This is a genomic window from Caloramator quimbayensis, assembly GCF_900167605.1.
Lineage (GTDB): Bacteria > Bacillota > Clostridia > Clostridiales > Caloramatoraceae > Caloramator_B > Caloramator_B quimbayensis.
Genome location: NZ_FUYH01000011.1, coordinates 1 through 18,326, shown reverse-complemented (window position 1 = coordinate 18,326; position 18,326 = coordinate 1). Strand labels below are relative to the sequence as shown.

General features: G+C 32.4%; 16 protein-coding genes and 1 other annotated feature. Of the genes, 2 read left to right on the top strand and 14 right to left on the bottom strand.

Annotation, left to right across the window (positions count from 1 at the left end; translation table 11 throughout):
- Window positions 1-2 precede the first annotated feature (2 nt).
- The 8 genes from iolD to B5D15_RS08355 all read right to left on the bottom strand — a co-directional run bounded on the left by iolD (window position 3) and on the right by B5D15_RS08355 (window position 9,391).
- Window positions 3-1,865: a 3D-(3,5/4)-trihydroxycyclohexane-1,2-dione acylhydrolase (decyclizing) gene (gene iolD / locus B5D15_RS08390; protein WP_078696668.1), complete on the bottom strand. Its 1,863-nt coding sequence runs from the start codon at window positions 1,863-1,865 to the stop codon at window positions 3-5.
- 18 nt (window positions 1,866-1,883) lie between these two features.
- A complete protein-coding gene (locus B5D15_RS08385; protein ID WP_078696667.1) occupies window positions 1,884-2,690 on the bottom strand; it encodes a 5-deoxy-glucuronate isomerase in 807 nt (268 codons plus the stop codon).
- Window positions 2,691-2,703: 13 nt separating this feature from the next.
- Window positions 2,704-3,675 (bottom strand): transketolase family protein, encoded by a 972-nt coding sequence (locus tag B5D15_RS08380; RefSeq protein ID WP_078696666.1) that lies wholly within the window; start codon window positions 3,673-3,675, stop codon window positions 2,704-2,706.
- Between the two features lie 4 nt (window positions 3,676-3,679).
- Window positions 3,680-4,519 (bottom strand): transketolase, encoded by an 840-nt coding sequence (locus B5D15_RS08375; protein ID WP_078696665.1) that lies wholly within the window; start codon window positions 4,517-4,519, stop codon window positions 3,680-3,682.
- Window positions 4,520-4,597: 78 nt separating this feature from the next.
- Window positions 4,598-5,860, bottom strand: a complete 1,263-nt coding sequence (locus tag B5D15_RS08370; protein WP_078696664.1) for a phosphoglycerate kinase — start codon at window positions 5,858-5,860, stop codon at window positions 4,598-4,600.
- Window positions 5,845-6,873 carry a type II glyceraldehyde-3-phosphate dehydrogenase gene (locus B5D15_RS08365; RefSeq protein WP_078696663.1) on the bottom strand — a complete coding sequence of 343 codons (1,029 nt, stop codon included), beginning with the start codon at window positions 6,871-6,873 and terminating at the stop codon, window positions 5,845-5,847. The genes B5D15_RS08370 and B5D15_RS08365 overlap by 16 nt, the downstream gene beginning before the upstream one ends.
- An 18-nt stretch (window positions 6,874-6,891) precedes the next feature.
- Window positions 6,892-8,118 carry an NAD(P)-dependent malic enzyme gene (locus B5D15_RS08360; RefSeq protein ID WP_078696662.1) on the bottom strand — a complete coding sequence of 409 codons (1,227 nt, stop codon included), beginning with the start codon at window positions 8,116-8,118 and terminating at the stop codon, window positions 6,892-6,894.
- Between the two features lie 289 nt (window positions 8,119-8,407).
- Window positions 8,408-9,391: a LacI family DNA-binding transcriptional regulator gene (locus tag B5D15_RS08355; RefSeq protein WP_078696661.1), complete on the bottom strand. Its 984-nt coding sequence runs from the start codon at window positions 9,389-9,391 to the stop codon at window positions 8,408-8,410.
- A gap of 299 nt (window positions 9,392-9,690) precedes the next feature.
- Between B5D15_RS08355 and B5D15_RS08350 the strand changes: the two genes are divergently transcribed.
- Window positions 9,691-10,788 carry a GIY-YIG nuclease family protein gene (locus B5D15_RS08350; protein ID WP_078696660.1) on the top strand — a complete coding sequence of 366 codons (1,098 nt, stop codon included), beginning with the start codon at window positions 9,691-9,693 and terminating at the stop codon, window positions 10,786-10,788.
- A gap of 357 nt (window positions 10,789-11,145) precedes the next feature.
- Window positions 11,146-11,382, top strand: a binding site (T-box leader).
- A 90-nt stretch (window positions 11,383-11,472) separates the two neighbouring features.
- Window positions 11,473-12,795: a dicarboxylate/amino acid:cation symporter gene (locus B5D15_RS08345; RefSeq protein ID WP_078696659.1), complete on the top strand. Its 1,323-nt coding sequence runs from the start codon at window positions 11,473-11,475 to the stop codon at window positions 12,793-12,795.
- 312 nt (window positions 12,796-13,107) lie between these two features.
- Here B5D15_RS08345 and B5D15_RS08340 read toward each other — a convergent pair whose 3' ends face one another.
- The 6 genes from B5D15_RS08340 to B5D15_RS08315 form a co-directional block, all read right to left on the bottom strand.
- Window positions 13,108-14,052 carry a carbohydrate kinase family protein gene (locus tag B5D15_RS08340; RefSeq protein WP_078696658.1) on the bottom strand — a complete coding sequence of 315 codons (945 nt, stop codon included), beginning with the start codon at window positions 14,050-14,052 and terminating at the stop codon, window positions 13,108-13,110.
- 4 nt (window positions 14,053-14,056) lie between these two features.
- Window positions 14,057-15,436 carry a family 4 glycosyl hydrolase gene (locus tag B5D15_RS08335; protein WP_078696657.1) on the bottom strand — a complete coding sequence of 460 codons (1,380 nt, stop codon included), beginning with the start codon at window positions 15,434-15,436 and terminating at the stop codon, window positions 14,057-14,059.
- 86 nt (window positions 15,437-15,522) lie between these two features.
- The gene (locus B5D15_RS08330) at window positions 15,523-16,395 is read right to left on the bottom strand and encodes a carbohydrate ABC transporter permease (protein ID WP_078696656.1); all 873 of its coding nucleotides are present in this window, start codon (window positions 16,393-16,395) and stop codon (window positions 15,523-15,525) included.
- 14 nt (window positions 16,396-16,409) lie between these two features.
- Window positions 16,410-17,285: a carbohydrate ABC transporter permease gene (locus B5D15_RS08325; RefSeq protein WP_078696655.1), complete on the bottom strand. Its 876-nt coding sequence runs from the start codon at window positions 17,283-17,285 to the stop codon at window positions 16,410-16,412.
- Window positions 17,286-17,361: 76 nt separating this feature from the next.
- Window positions 17,362-18,021 (bottom strand): extracellular solute-binding protein, encoded by a 660-nt coding sequence (locus B5D15_RS08320; RefSeq protein WP_078696654.1) that lies wholly within the window; start codon window positions 18,019-18,021, stop codon window positions 17,362-17,364.
- A 47-nt stretch (window positions 18,022-18,068) separates the two neighbouring features.
- A partial coding sequence (locus B5D15_RS08315) for an ATP-binding protein (protein WP_179122232.1) occupies window positions 18,069-18,326 on the bottom strand: 258 nt, incomplete at its 5' end.

Genomic DNA, 18,326 nt, shown 5'->3' with positions numbered 1-18,326 from the left:
TATTAAAATTTCTTTGTCTTTTTAACTTCTTCAGACATTTTTTGGTATGCTTCTCTTACGGATTGGTTTTCTGATACCTCGGGAACGCCTACGCGCCACCATGATTCATAACCTCCGGTCATAGTCTTTGGAGCAACCTTTATGTCAATTAATGTTGAAACCTTATCTTTCCTTGCACATTCAAATGCTTCTTTTAATTCTTCTATATTTGTAACAGTATATGTTTTACATCCGTAGCCTTTTGCTGCTTCAGCATAGCTTATCGGTATAGACTGACCTGTAAGTCTTCCAGTTTTTTCATCACGGAACTTAAACTGTGTTGCAAAAGTTGGTATGCCTTGAGAATTCTGCAGGTTTTCTATACATCCAAAGCCTGAGTTGTCAAAAAGAAGAACATTAATCTTTTTGCCTTCCTGAATGCTTGTTACAAGCTCTGAATGAAGCATCAAATAGCTTCCGTCTCCAACCATAGAGTATACTTCTTTATCTGGTTCTGCAATCTTAACACCAAGTGCAGCACAAACTTCATAACCCATACATGAAAAACCGTATTCCATGTGGTATGTCTTTGGTTTTTCAGGTCTCCATACCCTTTGAAGGTCTCCTGGAAGGCTTCCTGATGAACCGACAATTATATCATTCTTATCAATTAGCTTGTCAAGTTCCCCAAGAACTCTTGTCTGTGAAAGACCATTTTCAATATCAGCCTTAAATAGCCTGTTAACTTCTTCTTCCCACTCTTTCTTTGCATTTTCTATTTCATCCTTATAGGAAGACATATATCCTGCTTCATCAAGTACTTTGTAAAGTGCCTCAAGTCCTGCCTTTGCATCCGCAATTACTGTACATGCGTTCATCTTATATGCATCAAAGGAGTTCACATTTATTGAAACTACCTCAGCATCAGGATTTTTAAAGAGCCATTTTGATGATGTTGTAAAATCCGAAAGCCTGCTTCCAACTGCAATTACAAGGTCTGCATCCATTGCTATCCTGTTTGCTGCAAGTCCTCCGGTAACCCCAATTCCTCCAAGATTTAATTTGTGCTTCCATGATACAGCACCTTTGCCAGCCTGTGTTTCACCAAATGGTATGTTAAATCTTTCAGCAAACTTTACAAGTGCATCTGCAGCTTCAGAATATACAACACCTCCGCCGCATATTATCACTGGCTTTTTCTTATTTTTAATTTTAGCTGCTGCTCTTTCAATTTCAGCTTTTGATGGTTCTCTTCTTGATATAATGTGGACTCTTTTTTCAAAGAACTCAACAGGATAATCATATGCCTCACCCTGTACATCCTGAGGTATACAGATAGTTACAGCTCCTGTATCTGCAGGATCAGTTAATACTCTCATTGCATTAATCATAGCACTCATAAGCTGCTCAGGTCTTTCAATCCTGTCCCAGTACCTTGATACGGCCTTAAATGCATCATTTGCTGTTATTCCTTGACTTAATGGATGCTCAACCTGCTGAAGAACTGGATCCGGCTGCCTACAAGCAAATGTATCGCCAGGGAATAATAAAAGAGGTATTCTGTTTACAGTTGCAGTTCCTGCAGCAGTAACCATGTTTAATGCACCAGGCCCAATTGATGATGTACATGCTATTATCTCTCTTCTGTTTTTCTGTTTTGCATATCCTATTGCAGCATGTGCCATTCCCTGCTCATTTTTTCCCTGATAAACAACAATATCTCCTTTATAACTTTCAAGAGCTTCACCAAATCCGACAACACATCCATGACCGAAAATTGTAAAAACTCCTTTTACAAATTTGTTTTGAACTCCGTCAAATTCTACATACTGATTGTCAAGAAACTTTAAAAGTGCCTGACCCATTGTAAGCCTTTCTGTTTTCAAATTTCTCACCCCACTAAATTATTTTTCCGGCCAAATCTTTGCATTTTTATCATTTACCCAAAGATGCTCACTTTCAAAAATTGGATACTGAGGGCTCTTGTATGGATTTTTGTCAATATGCCTTATAACCCATATATAGTACATTGCATAACCAGGTGCTGTAACCTGTGGATGGCTCACATCATCAAGAATCTTTATCGTATAATTATTCTTTACCTGTTCAACTCTGTCCCCGAGCTGTGAAAATCCGTATCCGTTTTCAGGATAGAATTTATAAAAATATATTTCAGGCTGAGGATGATGATGTGGAGGATAGCTTGACCATTTTCCTGGAAAATCTATAACTTCTCCAAGTACAAGATTTGAATAGTCTGCATTTGAATAATCAAATACTGTTCTTACTATTCTTGTCGAACATTCATTTAGCGTCCCTTTTCCTCTCTCTTCGCTTGCACATTCATCTGGTGAGTAAAGCCTTGCATTAAAATTTCTGTCATTGGTTGTACTTGTTATATTAATCTCAGAATCATCAGATATTCCAGTAATTTTAACTTCAGTACACTTTGGAACATGAAGTACCCAAGGGTTATAGTCAAAACATGATTCTCTTTTTATTATCCTTTTGCATCCGTTCCACTCAAGTGCTACTTCTCCCTTTATCATGAGAAATGCTCTTTCCTTATTTTCACTGAAAAATACTTCCTTCTGGTCTTTTTTAAGCCTTAAAATCCCAAAATCCATCATTGTATCATGTTCTTTTTCTCCCATTACGGTTATAGCATTATATCCATATTCAAAGGGTTTATCTTGACAAATTTTAATCATTTAAAACACCTCTTTATGAGTTCTTTCTTTTAAGCACTTTTTTAACTTTTTCAACTATTGATTCAGGAGTAAGCTTAAACCTCTGCTTTAAATAATCGAGAGGTCCAACTTCTCCGAATTCATCCATAACTCCTACCTTCTCAACTGGGACTAAAGTACTTTCTGCTATAACCTCAGAGACTGCAGAATAAAGTCCGTTAATTACACTGTGGTTTTCAGCAGTAACTATTGCACCTGTTTCCTTTGCGCATTTTATTATAAGTTCCTTGTCTATTGGTTTTAAAGTAAATATGTTTACAACCCTTGCTGATATACCCGTTTTTTCAAGTTCATCGGAAGCTTTTAAAGCATCATCAACCATAATTCCTGTTGCAATTATTGTAACGTCTCTCCCATCCTTTAAAGTAATTCCTTTTCCTATTTCAAATGTTGAGCTGTCCTCATAAATTTTTACTGCATTTTTCCTTAAAAGCCTTATGTAAAACAGGCCATACATATTTGATGTCTGTTTTATAATATCTTTTAACATTACAGAATCAACGGGTTCCAAAATTGTAATGTTAGGAATATTTCTAAGTATACCCATATCCTCAAAAGGCATATGAGTTCCTCCGTTATATGCAGCTGTAACTCCAGGATCGCTTCCTACAATTCTTACGTTTAATTTTGCATATCCGCAGGATAAGAAAAGCTGGTCAAAGCATCTTCTTGTTGCAAAAGGTCCAAAACTATGAGCAAATGGAACAAGCCCTGTTGCTGAAAGCCCGGCTGCAATACCAACCATGTTAGCTTCCTGTATACCAACGTTAAATGTTCTTTCTGGGTATTTATTTGCATATTTTGTCATTCCCATTGAATTCATAAGGTCTGCATCAAGGACTACAATTTTATTATTTTCCTCTGAAAGTTCCATAAGCGTTTCGCAGTATACATTTCTCATTTCCTTATCTTCTTTAACTCTCATATTTGCTAATACTGCACTCATGCTATCACCTCCTGCCAAGCTCATTTAAAAGAACATTGAGTGCTTCTTCCATCTGCTGCCTGCTTACTGTCATATGATGGTTGTATAGTTCATTTTCAGCAAAGCTGCATCCTTTTCCTTTTACAGTATGCAGTATTATTGCAGATGGCTTTTCATTCTGCTTCTTTGCATTTTCAACTGCTTCATAAATTTCTGAAACATTGTGTCCGTCAACTTCCTGTGCAAACCAATTGAAAGCTTCGAATTTTGATTTTAAATCTCCAAGGTCATTAATATCTGCAGTATATCCATCAAGCTGTTTTTTATTGTAATCAACAAATACTATAAGATTGCTTAATTTCTGCTGTGCTGCATAAAGTACTGCTTCCCAGACCTGGCCTTCCTGCATCTCTCCATCGCCAAGTATTAAATAAGTTGTATTTTTTCTGCCGCAGCATCTGTTCCCAAGGGCTACACCTACTGCAAGAGAAGAGCCCTGTCCAAGGGAGCCTGTTGTCATATCTATACCTGTTGTAAGGTTTCTGTCGCAGTGGCTTGGCAGATGTGTACCAGGTTTATTTAAAGTCATAAGCTCCTCGATTGGGAAAAATCCTTTTAGTGCTAAAGCAGAGTATATAGAAGGGCCTGCATGTCCTTTTGAGCATATAAGATAATCTCTATCCTCCCAATTTGGATTTTTAGGATCGTATTTCATTACAGCATCATATAATACAGCAATAGTATCCGCAATTGACATTGCTCCTCCAATATGACCAAATCCAAGGTTCCCTATCGCTTTTATGGTTTCAATTCTAATTTTTATGGCAAACTCTTTAACTTCCTTTATTTTTTCACTGCTTAACATCTTCTACCTCCATATTTATGGTATATGCTGCTTTGATTCATAATTATAGGAAATTTGCAGCATATACCAAAATAAGATTTATTTATATTCCCTTGTGTATGCTTTTTTCATTGCTTCAATAAGAGGCATTTTAACTCCTGATAAGAATCTTACCATCGCTCCTCCTGCAGTACATACATAATTAATATTTGAAGTGTCAATGAATTTTTGAGCCGCGCTTACTGTATCTCCCCCGCCTATTACCGAATATCCTTTAGCATTTGCAATAGCTGTCCAAATCTCTCTTGTTCCGTTCTCAAAAAGTTTATTTTCATATACCCCTGCCGGACCGTTTACAAATATAGTTCCTGCTGATTCTATTTCTTTTTTGAATATTTCAATTGTCTTATCCCCAATATCAAGGAAAAGCTCATCAACAGGAAGATTTTCAATATTTATTTCAACTCTTTTACCATCTTTTTCAAAGGCAAGGTCAATAGGATAAATTATTTTTTCTCCATAGTTTTCAATATATTCCTTTGCAGGTTTTATAAATACATCGAGAGACCTATCCCTTATAAACTTTTCATTTTTCTCTCCAAGATTATATCCTTTTGCCATAAGCATTATATGCCCTGTTACTCCGCATGCAAGAATTCTGTCTGCACTTCCGTTCTCCAAAACCTGCTTCATCATTCCAAATGCATCTGAAATCTTAAGTCCTCCAAGTACAAATACATTTGGCCTGTCTGGGCTCTCCATAACCTTACATAAAGCATCAATTTCCTTCTTTAAAAGTATTCCTCCAGCTGATGGAAGAATTTCCTGGAATGCTACCATTGAAGGTGCATTTCTATGTGCAGCTGCAAATGCATCATTAACATAATAATCTGCAAGAGGTGCAAGGCTTCTTACAAGATAGGTATTAAGCATTTCATGAGGCTCTAATTTTACTGCATCTTCAAAGGTTGAAATCTCTTCGCAAAGATATCTTAAGTTCCCTAAAAATACAGCCTCTCCTGGTTTTAGATTTTTAACTGCCTCCCTTGCTGCAATACCGCATACATCATCGATGTATTTAATTTCAATATCCAAAAGGTTTGAAAGCTTTTGAGCATGTTCTTCCATTGGAATTAAGTTGTGGTAATCAAGGGTATCTCCCTGATGTGCAATTATTGCAACCTTTGCTTTTTTCTCCAGAAGATATTTTATTGTTGGAATGCTCTTTTTTATTCTGTTTTCATTAACAATTTTCTTAGTCACAGGGTCAATCGGCGAATTTACATCTATTCTTAGTATTACTGTCTTTCCTTCATAATCAAACTCATCCATCGATCTTATTTTAGTTATTTTTGTATCCATTTTCCCATCCCCAAATATTTATTTGTTTCTGAAGTTGCTGAAATTCTGTCAGGCTGCATCATTAAAGCTGCTCTAATTCCGTCTATTGTTTCAGGAATTGTTACAGCTTCCTGAGGTATATTTATTGCATACATTATGTCATCTCCTGAATTTACAACTGATTCTTCCCAAAGTGCTATTTCATACATATCTCCTCTTGGATTTCCGAGGTCTCTTGCATATCTAAAGAGTGAAGCATTTCCAAGGAACCCGTCTGCAATTCTAACTACTCTTATTCTTGGGTGTTTCTTGAAGCACTCAATTGCCTCTTCCTTTGATATCTTTTTCTTTGGTGTTGCAACTACTGTTATAATATGTCCATGGGTAACAGGCGTATGAACAAGTATTCCTGTTGCATTAATATGAGGCATTATAGTCATTAAATCTACTGCCTGATGGCTTGGAGCCTTGTCTATCTGAAGAGCATTTGTAAGACCTCTGTGGTAATCACCAGGATCAGCAACACGTCTTATTATAGTTATTGCAACTTTTTCTATTCCAAATTCACGATCAAGGCAGTCAACTGATCTTATAAGCCCTGTTGTGTTGCAGGATGTAAGCTTTAAGAACTGCTTTCCAAGTCCTTTTTCATAGTTTGCATATCCATGGAAGAATACATCAGCAACAGAGTTTTTCTCTCCTCCCTGGAATATTGCCTTTCTGTTATACTTTGCATAAAGTTCCTTATTCTTTGCTCCAACACCTGCACTTGTAGCATCAAGTATAATGTCAGTCTTCTGAACCAATTCTTCAAGAGTTCCTGATACAGGTATTCCAAGTTCCTCAAACATATGAAGATTCTCAGGCATTCCAAGATAAAAATTATATGGCATTCCTTTTTCTTTTAGTGCCCTTATTGCGAGGGTTGGCGATACATCAGCAACACCAACAAGTTCCATATCCTTTTGAAGGGCAACGCCGTCTGCAAGCCTTTGACCTATAACTCCATAACCTACAACTCCAACTTTAACCATTTTATCAGCCTCCTAAAATTATTTTTTTAATAATTCAACAGTATGATTAAAAACCCACTCAGGGGTTATTCCCTCAGCTCTCGCTACCTTTGTTTCAATAGCAGCTTTTGCAACAGACTCTGCAACTTTTGGTGCAATTCTTAAATCAAATGCATTTGGGAGAATATAATCTTCATTTAATTCGCTATCTTCTACTACACTTGCAATCGCATAAGCTGCTGCAATTTTCATTTCCTCATTTATCTGGGAAGCTCTTACATCAAGAGCTCCTCTGAATATTCCTGGAAATGCAAGAACATTGTTTATTTGATTAGGAAAATCTGAACGGCCTGTCCCAATAATTCTTGCACCACCTTTTTTAGCTTCATCTGGATAAATTTCTGGCACTGGATTTGCCATTGCAAAAACTATGGCATCTCTATTCATTGTTTTTACCATATCAGTGGTTAAAACATTGGGAGCAGATACCCCTATAAATACATCTGCACCTTTAATTGCATCCTTTAAAGTACCTATTATATTATCTTTATTAGTTATTTCTGCAAGTTTCTTTTTGTTAAAATCAAGTTTGCTGTTATTTTTTGATATTATCCCTGTTCTATCACAAATCAGTATATTCTTTACTCCAGATTTTATTAAAAGTTTTGTTATAGATGTACCTGCTGCTCCTGCTCCATTTATTACAACTTTTAAATCTTCAAACCTTTTGCCTGTAATTTTTAATGCATTTATAAGTGCTGCAAGTGTAACTACAGCTGTTCCATGCTGGTCATCATGGAATACCGGTATGTCACAAATTTCTTTTAACCTATCTTCTATTTCAAAGCACTCTGGGGCCTTTATATCTTCTAAATTTATTCCTCCAAAGGTAGGTTCCATAAGTTTTACTGTCTCAACTATTTTATTTACATCCTTTGTTTCAATACATATTGGAAAAGCATCTATTCCAGCAAATGATTTAAATAAAACAGCTTTCCCTTCCATTACTGGAAGCCCTGCTCCCGCTCCTATATCACCAAGTCCAAGAACTGCAGTGCCATTTGTAACTACTGCAACAAGGTTTCCCTTTGATGTATATTCATATATTTTGTTATAATTCTCTTTTATTTCAAGGCAAGGTTCTGCAACACCGGGTGTATATGCTAATGTCATATCTTCCTTATTATTTACAGGTACTTTGCAATGAAGGGCAATTTTCCCTTGATTATCTTTATGCACTTTTAAAGCTTTTGACTTTAAATCCATATTATTCCTCCTAATAAGATTTTATTTTTATATTAATCTAATTTTTTTCAATTTCATTTATCTAATAATCTCATTTTTGAAAAGCAACAATCTTTTACTTAAACGTTTAAGTTAATTATATTATATAACTTTATTTTTAAAGATTCAATAATTGTTTTATTTTTGGCAATTTTCTTATATTTTAAAATTAATTCTGCACTAATAAATCTATGTTATAATTATTATATTTATTTAATTAAACTAAAATAAGAAGCTGTAAAGTTTAAATTTTAAACCTTACAGCTTCTTATTAGCCAGTTTTTCTTTTAATTAGTTTAGGTTTTAATATAATATTTTCACAATTTATTTCTGGATTCTTTATTTTGGATAAAAGCATATTTGCTGCATGCTCTCCCATCTTATATTTAGGCTGAAGTATTGTAGTCAGTGATATTTCAGGTAGACTTGCAAAAGGAATATCATCAAAGCCAACTATTTTTATGTCATCTGGTATCTTTAAGCCAAAATCTAAAGCTGAACGCATTACTCCAAGAGCAAGCAAATCATTACCTGCGAAAACACCATCTGGTATAATTCCATCATTAAAAACTTTTTTCATAATTAAATATCCGCTTTCTTGTTTGAAATTACCACTTCTTATATATTGTTCATTAATTTCATAATTACTTTCTATTAATGCCCTTTTATATCCCTCTAATCTTTGTTTATTAGATTGAACATTTTGTTTTCCTCCAACAAACATTATCTTCTTACAGTTTTGTTTAATTAAATGTTTTACAGCTATATATCCACCTTTTTCATCATCAATAACAACATAGTTTTGGTTATTATAGCTTTTCTTTGTTCCAACAATTACAATTGGAATATCAACACTCTCTAAATTTAAGCTTTCTTCTCCTATAGGTGCAATTATTATTCCATCTACTTTCTTACTTGTTAAAAGGTTAATATAATCATTTTCATTACTATTTTTCCAATTAGAATTACATAGAAAAACACTATAGCCTTCCTTATTAACTGTTTCTTCTATCGCCATTGCAATCTCAGAATAAAAAGGATTTGTAATATCTGGTATAATAAGTCCTATAGTCTTTGTTTCTTTTTTTACAAGACCACGAGCAATATAATTTGGTTTATAGTTTAATTCTTCTGCAACCTTTCTTACTTTAGCTTTCATTTCTTCACTTATGTCATCCCTATCACTTAGTGCTTTTGAAACAGTTGCATATGATACATTTAATATTTTTGCTATATCTTTTATTGTAACTGACATCTTTATCCCAACCTAAAATTATATTTTTGTTAAATTAATAATTTACATTATATCACTTTTATAAAGATTTTAAAATTTACAAAAATCTAACCGTTGCAAAATATCACAATCAAATTTAAATTTCTAAATGGTATAACTCTTATTATTATTTTCTTAAAGATGTAAATTTTTTGTAATCTTAACTGTATTCAATTGCTATGATACATTTTTAATATTTAATAACATATTTGATTTGAAATCATTGAAGATTTTTATTCATGATGATAAAATAAGTAATAAACTTTTATGGGAGGCATAAAATGAATTTAAAAGAAAAAGCAAAAATGCTTCCTTCTTCTCCAGGGGTATATTTAATGAAAAACTCACACGGAAGTATAATTTATATTGGAAAGTCAAAAAATCTTAAAAACAGAGTTGAATCATATTTTACAAATTCATCAACGCATTCACCAAAGGTTATAAAATTGATAAAAAATATAAAAGACTTTGATTATATTGTTACTGATACAGAATTTGAAGCCTTTTTGCTTGAATGCAAGTTAATAAAAGAAATAAAACCTATTTTCAATAGCAAAATGAAAAACCCAAATTCATACTGTTATATAAAAATAGAAATCAATAGAAAATATCCTAATATTGAAATTTCTGATGAATTTAACATTGATGATGGAAATATTTATTTTGGACCTTATACAAACAAAAATACAGTACTTAGAGCTATACAAGGAATAAAAGAATGCTGTAGAATTTTATGCAGCAATGACTTTTTAAGAACTTCAAAATGTCTTAATTATTCACTTGGTCTATGTATTGGAATGTGCTTTAACGATAATGCAAAGGAACAGTATAATGATGTAATCCATAAAATAACAAATTTGCTTTATGGAACTGACAGAGAGATAATTGAATTAATCAAAAATAAAATGATTACGTCCTCTGAAAAATATGATTTTGAAAGTGCAGCAAAATATAGAGATTATTTAAGTGCTGTAAACTATTTGGTTAATAAAATAAAAGTTATTGAATTTATAAAGAAAAATAGGAATATTCTTCTCTTTGAAAAGCTAAACAGTAAAGAATTTAAAATTTTTTTATTAAAAGGAATTAAAATTCTTTTTAATAAAAAGTATATGTTATTAGAAGATAATTTTAAAGAAATAGCTTGTGAAATTAGCAGTAACATATCATATTATTTTAACAATAATACTTTTGAAAAATCAGTTAATATTGAAAAAAACGAAGCTGATGAGTCTCAAATAATATATTCATACTTAAAAAACAAATCTAATAACTGTAGTTATTTTTTTATTCCATATAAAAAGCTAAATAAAAAAAATATGAAGATTGATACTAAAATTGAAAGTTTACTTAAAAAATCATTTGCTACTTCTAACTAAAGTAGTAATTTAGCTTTAAATTACTACTTTAATGACTTTATGTAACGATAGCAAAAAATATCTTTCACTCTATACACTTTAATAGATAATTAGCACCTTTCATAAAAATAACTTTACTTACATAAGCTTAATTTAATTAAATGCATAGAATCTTTTAAATTAAAAAATATTAAACTATCATATCACCCTTAAAGAATTATGCCTTGTTTGTATTATCCCTTTATAGCTTCTACCACCTTATAAAGTATATAACAAATTTATATTATAAAACTCTTAAATTAATTTTCATTTTTTATATAAGACCTTCATAAAATCTTCATAAATATTTGATATAGTAATTTCATCAAGTACAAAGTATTAAACACGATGATAAGGTAAAGTAAACTGTATGAATCAGACAGAGAGAAGCTCCACTGGCTGAGAGGGCTTTATGTAGGATTATGGTTGAAGTGCCCCTTTGAGTGTTAGGCCGAATTTAAGTAGGCTGTTACGTGTCCTCCCGTTAAAGAGGTAAGGTATGATTGTACCTGAAATGAGATGGGCATATTTTGCCTAATCAGAGTGGAACCGCGGAAGTAACCTTCTGCCTCTGTAAAAAGGGGCAGAAGGTTTTTATTTTGCATAAGCAGATGCGCGCTGCTGCTTATGAAGAAATATGAGTTATAAATTTAAGGAGGTTAAAAAATGAATTTATCTTATATTAGCTTACTATTATCAATAGTGCTGCTGCTTTTTCTTTATTTTCTTAAAATAAAAAAAGTCAGCTTTGGAATAAGGGTTTTAACAGCAATGCTCTTAGGTATTGCAATTGGAGCAGTTTTTAAAAAGGATGCTTTAATAATTGAGCCAGTTGGGAAAATATTTGTGGGCCTTATTAAAATGGTCGTTATTCCTTTAATATTTACATCTATTATTTCAAGTATTACAGCATTAAATAATCCAAACCAGCTAAAAAGAATAGCGTTAAAAACAATATTACTTCTTTTAATTACAACAGCTTTAGCTTCAGTAATCGGAATTGCAGCAGCAGTATCCTTTAACCTGGGTTCCGGACTGCAGTTTGCTAAGGATTCAGCTTTTAAAGCAAGAGAAATACCTTCATTTGCAAAGGTACTAATTGATATGATACCATCTAATCCTATAGCTTCAATGGCAGAAGGCAAAACTATACCAACAATTGTTTTCTCAATATTTATAGCTCTTGCAATTATTATTGAAGAAAACAGAAAGCCAAAGTCTACAAAACCTGTAACAGATTTTATTAATGCCTTTGCTAAAATAATGTACAGAATTACAAAAATCATTATTAAGCTTGCTCCATACGGAGTATTTGCTCTTATGGCATCTATTTCAGCGGAATATGGATTATCAACTCTAATTCCACTTGGAAAGGTCATAATAGCCGTATATTTGGCATGCCTGCTTCAGGTTATAATAGTTCATGCAGGACTTGTTGCATTAATTGTAAGGATTAATCCTCTTCGATTCTTTAAAAGTATATATCCTGCACAGTTAGTTGCTTTTACAACTCAAAGCAGTTATGGAACTCTTCCAGTAACTATTAAATCGCTGATTGGAAGGACAAAAATATCTGAAAAAATAGCAAGTTTTGTAGCACCAATTGGTGCAACTGTCGGTATGAATGCCTGCGGCGGACTTTATCCTGCAATTGCAGCAGTATTCGTTGCAAATGTTTTTAACATTTCTCTTAATACAAATGATTATTTGATGATTATTGCAGCAACTACTTTGGGATCTATTGGAATTGCAGGTGTTCCAGGAACAGCATCAATAGCAGCAACAGTTGTTCTTTCAACTCTTGGACTTCCGCTTGAAGGCCTTGCAATGCTTCTTGGCATTGATGTAATAATAGATATGGCAAGAACAGCTACAAATGTAACAGGAGCATCTGTTGCAGCTCTAATTGTTGCTGCTTCTGAAAATGAATTTGACAGGGAAGCATTTAATAATAGTAAACTTGATGAGCTTGAACTAAACACAGTATAGACTTAAAGAACTCAGGTTGCTTTAAATCAAGCAGCCTGAGTTCTTTAAGTTAGTTTTGTAATAAGACGCTTTTAAATTTTAAATCTCTCATTTTAATAAGCATATCCGGCCTTCTTGTAGTTATATTGTCAACCTCCATATTAAGATATTTTTTCATATCTTCCTTATTATCTACATAAGTAAAATCTAATATATTTGTACATACAATTTATTATTATCTTTATATATTTATAGATGGATATTTATTGTTAAAAAAATTTTTATAAAATTTCTTTTATCAATAATTCACATATATGCATTTCTGATTTTTAATTAATCTAAATATCTTATAATATCTTTTTCATTTTGAATATTTACACAAGTCATACCGTATAAATACTGCTTTGCCTTCTCAATTGTGATATCAGCACTGCAGCACCCAAGCGACGTTGTTGAATATGCTCCGACTATATTTCCCATTTTAACCGACTCTTCTATTGTCCATCCTTTATATATTCCATATATTACTCCTGCTAAAAAGTTATCTCCTGCTCCTGTTGTATCAACTGCCTTTATTCCTTTTACAGGCGGAAAGTACATTACTTTATCTTTACTCTTTGCTATACTCCCGTTTTTACCTAAGGTTATTATTACATTTTCAGCGTATTCTCCTATTTTTTCAAGTGCTTCAAATACATTATCCGTCCCTGCAATTTTTCGTGCTTCCTTATCATTTGGAGTAAATACACTAACATGTTTTAATACAGGCTTTATCTTTTCAATGCTTAAATCATCGCTCCAGCCTACATCATATACAATTGTTGTCCCTTCTTCTTTCAGCTTTTTCATAACTTCAATGTGGCTTTCAATTCCAATTACAACTTTTGCTCCTTTTAAAAAGCTGTAAACTTCATCATCACTTAATATTTTTGAATCAACTTTTGAAAAATATGATAGAAAATATCTATCCTGCGGAAAGGATGCAACGCTTGTAACATTAACTGCTCTTTCGTCTCCTCTATAAAGATTTGTATAATTTACGCCTTTCTGCTCAAGAAGTATTTCTGCCATCCTTCCTGTATTATCGCTTGATAAAAATGTGCCAAGTTTTGTATCTATCCCAAGCTTTGACAGTGTTATAAGCGTTGCAGGTGGGCCTCCGCCAATTTGAATATCAAACATATCTGCACAAACTTCCTCTCCAAGCTTTGGCATCCTTGGAAGGCCTGAGTATAAAATATCTATTGTAACAGGAGAAATTGCTGCAACTAAAGACATAGTATTACCTCCATGCTCCTACAAAATCTATATATTCATTTAAATATTCTTCTATGAGATTTGAAGCTATTGAATATGAATTTACCAAAGGATGTATCATTAGTGCCTGTACTGCTTTTTCTTTGTTTTTTTCAATAATAGCTTCAACTGCAAGCCTTTCATACAGCTTTACCTGCCTTATTAGAGACATTTGTATTTCCGGAACCTCCCCAATATAAACAGGGTTTGCTCCATTTTTATCTACACTGCAAGTAATTTCAACAACATCATCATCTTTTAATCCTTCTATCATTCCATTGTTTGGTACTGAAAGAATCATTTCCTTTTTAGAATCATTAACAATTGCATCAATAAAACCTAATGCTATTCCTGCATAACCTTCTCCGCCCTGCATATCAAAAAAATCCTGCCATGTAATTTCTTTTTCTATATGAGGCTTATTAGAACCCGATTCAATATTCATATAACTTTTCTCTCTTTGAGAATAATACTTTAAAAATATGCCCAGCATTTTTTCAAAATCTTTTTCAGGATTTAGAGTACTTAATTCTCTATACATATTTTTATTAATTTCCCTTATAGTTTCCCCTCTTGTATATTGTGATTTTAATATATTATCAACTGCTTTTTCTCTATAATAATAATAGTATAAGTATGCATTTGGTATCATGTTTAAGCTTCTTACAAGCTTTTTCTCAAACAGATGCATTTCTGTTTTTTCATATATTCTGTCATCTTCAATTATTTCGTTTATTTTTTCTTGTCCTTTTATTTTTATACTTCTAAACCATGATAAATGGTTGAGTCCGAAACATTCAACAGATATATCATCTAAATTTATATTAAGATATGACGCAAGTTCCTTTAAAAACCCATACGGTCCGTCGCATATTCCATATACATTATCAAATCCAAGACTTCTTAATGCCTGTGTTACAAGCCCTGATGGATTTGTAAAGTTAAATATTTTTACATCAGGCTTTGAATATTCTTTTGCCATACTGCAATATTTTATAAGTGCATTTATTGATCTTAATGCCATTGCAAATCCGCCTGCCCCTGTTGTTTCCTGACCAACTATTCCATATTTTAATGCTGTTCTCTCATCTGTAACTCTTGACTCATCACCGCCGACTCTAAGAGATGTTATAATAAAGTCAGCATCTTTTAAAGTTTCTTTAACATCAGTTGTTATTTCAAATTTAAGTTTTGGATTGATTATACTTGCTGCTTTTTTTGCAATCCCCCCGTATATTCTTATCTTATCACTGTTATCATCCATAAAAATAACAGAATCTATTTTAAGTTTTTCTGCCTTATTTGCTATATACTTGGCTAAAAATGGGGATCTTACGCCTCCCCCTCCTAATACTGCAAGTTTCATATTTTTCACTCCTTGTTATGCAAAGTTTTATATAAATATATTTATTTTCATTTTAATTCAATTAATTACAAATATAAACTATTTTATTATCCTTTTACAGATCCTGCAGTTAGACTGCTTACAACCTGCTCCTGCATTAAAGCAAATAAAATTATGCTTGGAAGACTTACCATAACAATTGCAGCAAATAAAGATGTATAGTTAAAGCTGAATTGAGAAGTAAAATAGCTTAGCGCTACAGGTATTGTACGGTTTTCTTTTGAATTAGTAAGAACTATGGCATAAAGGAATTCATTCCACGAGAGTAGAAATTGTAAAACTGCCGCAGTTGCAAACCCTGGTCTTGCAACAGGTACTATTATTTGAATAAAAGTCCTGAAAAATCCTGCTCCATCAATATAAGCAGCTTCCTCAATATCTTTTGGTATACTTAAAAAATAGCTGTTAAGAAGAAACAATGTTGTTGGAAGTCCAAGAGCAGTATAAACAAGAATAAGACCAGCTTTTGTATCATAAAGCCCAATTTTATTAATAGTCATATAAACAGGATGAATTAGTGATGTCATAGGTAAAAACAATGAAAGAGACAATGTTATCAGAATAACTTTTTTAAATTTAAAATTAAATCTTGCAATTACATATGATGCCATGCCTACAAAAAAAACATTTAAAATTGTACTTGTAACTGCAATTATAATGCTGTTTGCATAGAATTTATGAAGAGGCGATATCTTAAAAGCATTTATATAGCCATAAAAATTCCAATGCTTAGGGAGTGAAAGCGATGAATTTAATATTTCTCCGTTTGTTTTAAATGATGAAAAAAATATCCATACTATCGGTAAAATAGAAATTGCAACAATAATAAGCTGAAATAATATTGAAAATGATGATGTAAAAATTCTTATGCCTCGTATTTTTTCAGATTTATAGTTTTTTTTCGTCGCTAAACTTCTCATTTTGTCACACTCCTTTAAACATCAGATTCACCAAATTTAAATAGTTTTGTAACCAGTGCAATAGTTATAACTCCCATTATTATAAGAACCGTCCCTATTGTATTTGCATATCCAAAATTGTTTTCAATTAGTGCAGTTTTGTAAAGATATAAAGGTAAATTAAGAGTTAAATCTGCAGGACCACCTTTAGTAGTTAAAAATATCAATTCAAATTCTTTAAGCATACTCGTAGCGGCTAAAATTACACAAGTTGCAAGAATATTTCTAAGCATTGGAAGAATTATATAAATATTTATTTTAAAATCTGACGCTCCATCAATCTTTGCTGCTTCAAAAACAGATTCAGGAATAGACATAATCTCTGCAAGTACGAGTATAGTTATTAATCCTGCATAAATAAGCCAAGTAATTGTAACTGTAAAAAAAGCAGTATTATAATCAAAAAACCAGTTTGTATTGATATTTTTATTTCCAAATATTTTAATAATTGAATTGACTATTCCATAAGTTGGATTAAATACATTAAGAAATATAACTCCAAGTGCTGATGCTGAAATGATATTTGGAATCATATATGATGTTCTAACAAATTTCCATCCAAAACGCTTTTTAGCAAGAATAAGTGCAAGTATTGTTCCGATTGCCACATGAACTGTTGACTGAAGAAGTATCCATATGAGTGTATTCCCTAATGCTTTTTTAAAGGAACTGTCGCTTGTAAAAAGCTGTATATAGTTTATTAAACCAATAAATGTCATTCTGCCTGAAAAACCTCTATAGTCAAAAAACGAAGTAAAAACAACCGTGAATACTGGAACAGCATAAATAAGCAGAAAAATTAAAATCGTAGGCATTAAAAAAAGTGCAATCCAAAAGCCTTTTCTATTCATTCTGCATTCTCCCTTTCAATTAAAGCCTCCTCAATTTCTAATTATCGAGGAGGCTTTATTTAAAAACTATTATTTGTTATTTATTTTTATTTGCAGCCTCAGTCAGTTTTTTTGCAAATTCCTGTGGAGTCATTTTATTTAATGCTAATGCTGGATAGTTTGTACTTAATGTATCTAAAGTATTAGGATACCATAATCCTTGATAGTTGTTGTATTTATATTTTGCACCGTTTGCAAGTTTAATAAGTTCTGTTATAAGAGGATGTTTATTTGCAACTTCCTGTGGAATTTCAATATTTGTTGAAGCTGGCATCGTTCCTACCATTTCAAGTCCTCTTAATTGCACTTCCTTACTTGTTAAATATTTAAGTAGCGTAACAGTAGCATCTGCATGTTCTTTATCTTTTGATGCAATGAAGAATCCAAGCATTGGAGCATCAAATACACCCTGTCCTGGGAAAATTGCGGCTCCAACCTTATCAATAAATCCTGCAGGAGCTTTTGTTGGATCCTGAAAATCCGAAATCATCCATGGCCCATTTGCTATCATTGCTGTCTTTTCTGAAAGGAAGTTATTTGCTCCGTTTTCATATTTCCCTCCAACTGCATCAGTTGTTGTATATTCCTTAAACATCTTTTGTATCTTTGTAAATGCATCAATAAATTCAGGAGTTGTAAAATCCTTTATATTTGTTGTATTCATAAGCTTGTTGTGTTTTGCAATAATTAAATACAAACTTTTGAAAAAAATCTTTGCAACATCCGCATTACCATAATTGTAAATTAATTGTATTTCATTAATGAATTTTGGAGCCTCCAGCTGGGGCCGTCAAATATTAGTAAATGACTGTGATGGACCATCCTATCAAGTATAGCGTTTGTTAGCTTTTCATCGAAAAAAATACTGTTCCATTTACTGAATTCAAGGTTTGTAGTTAATATTATGCTTTTTTTCTCATAGCATCCTGCTATAACCTGGTATAATAGTTTAGCCCCTTCAATGTCAATTGGAATGTATCCCCATTCATCGCATATCAATAG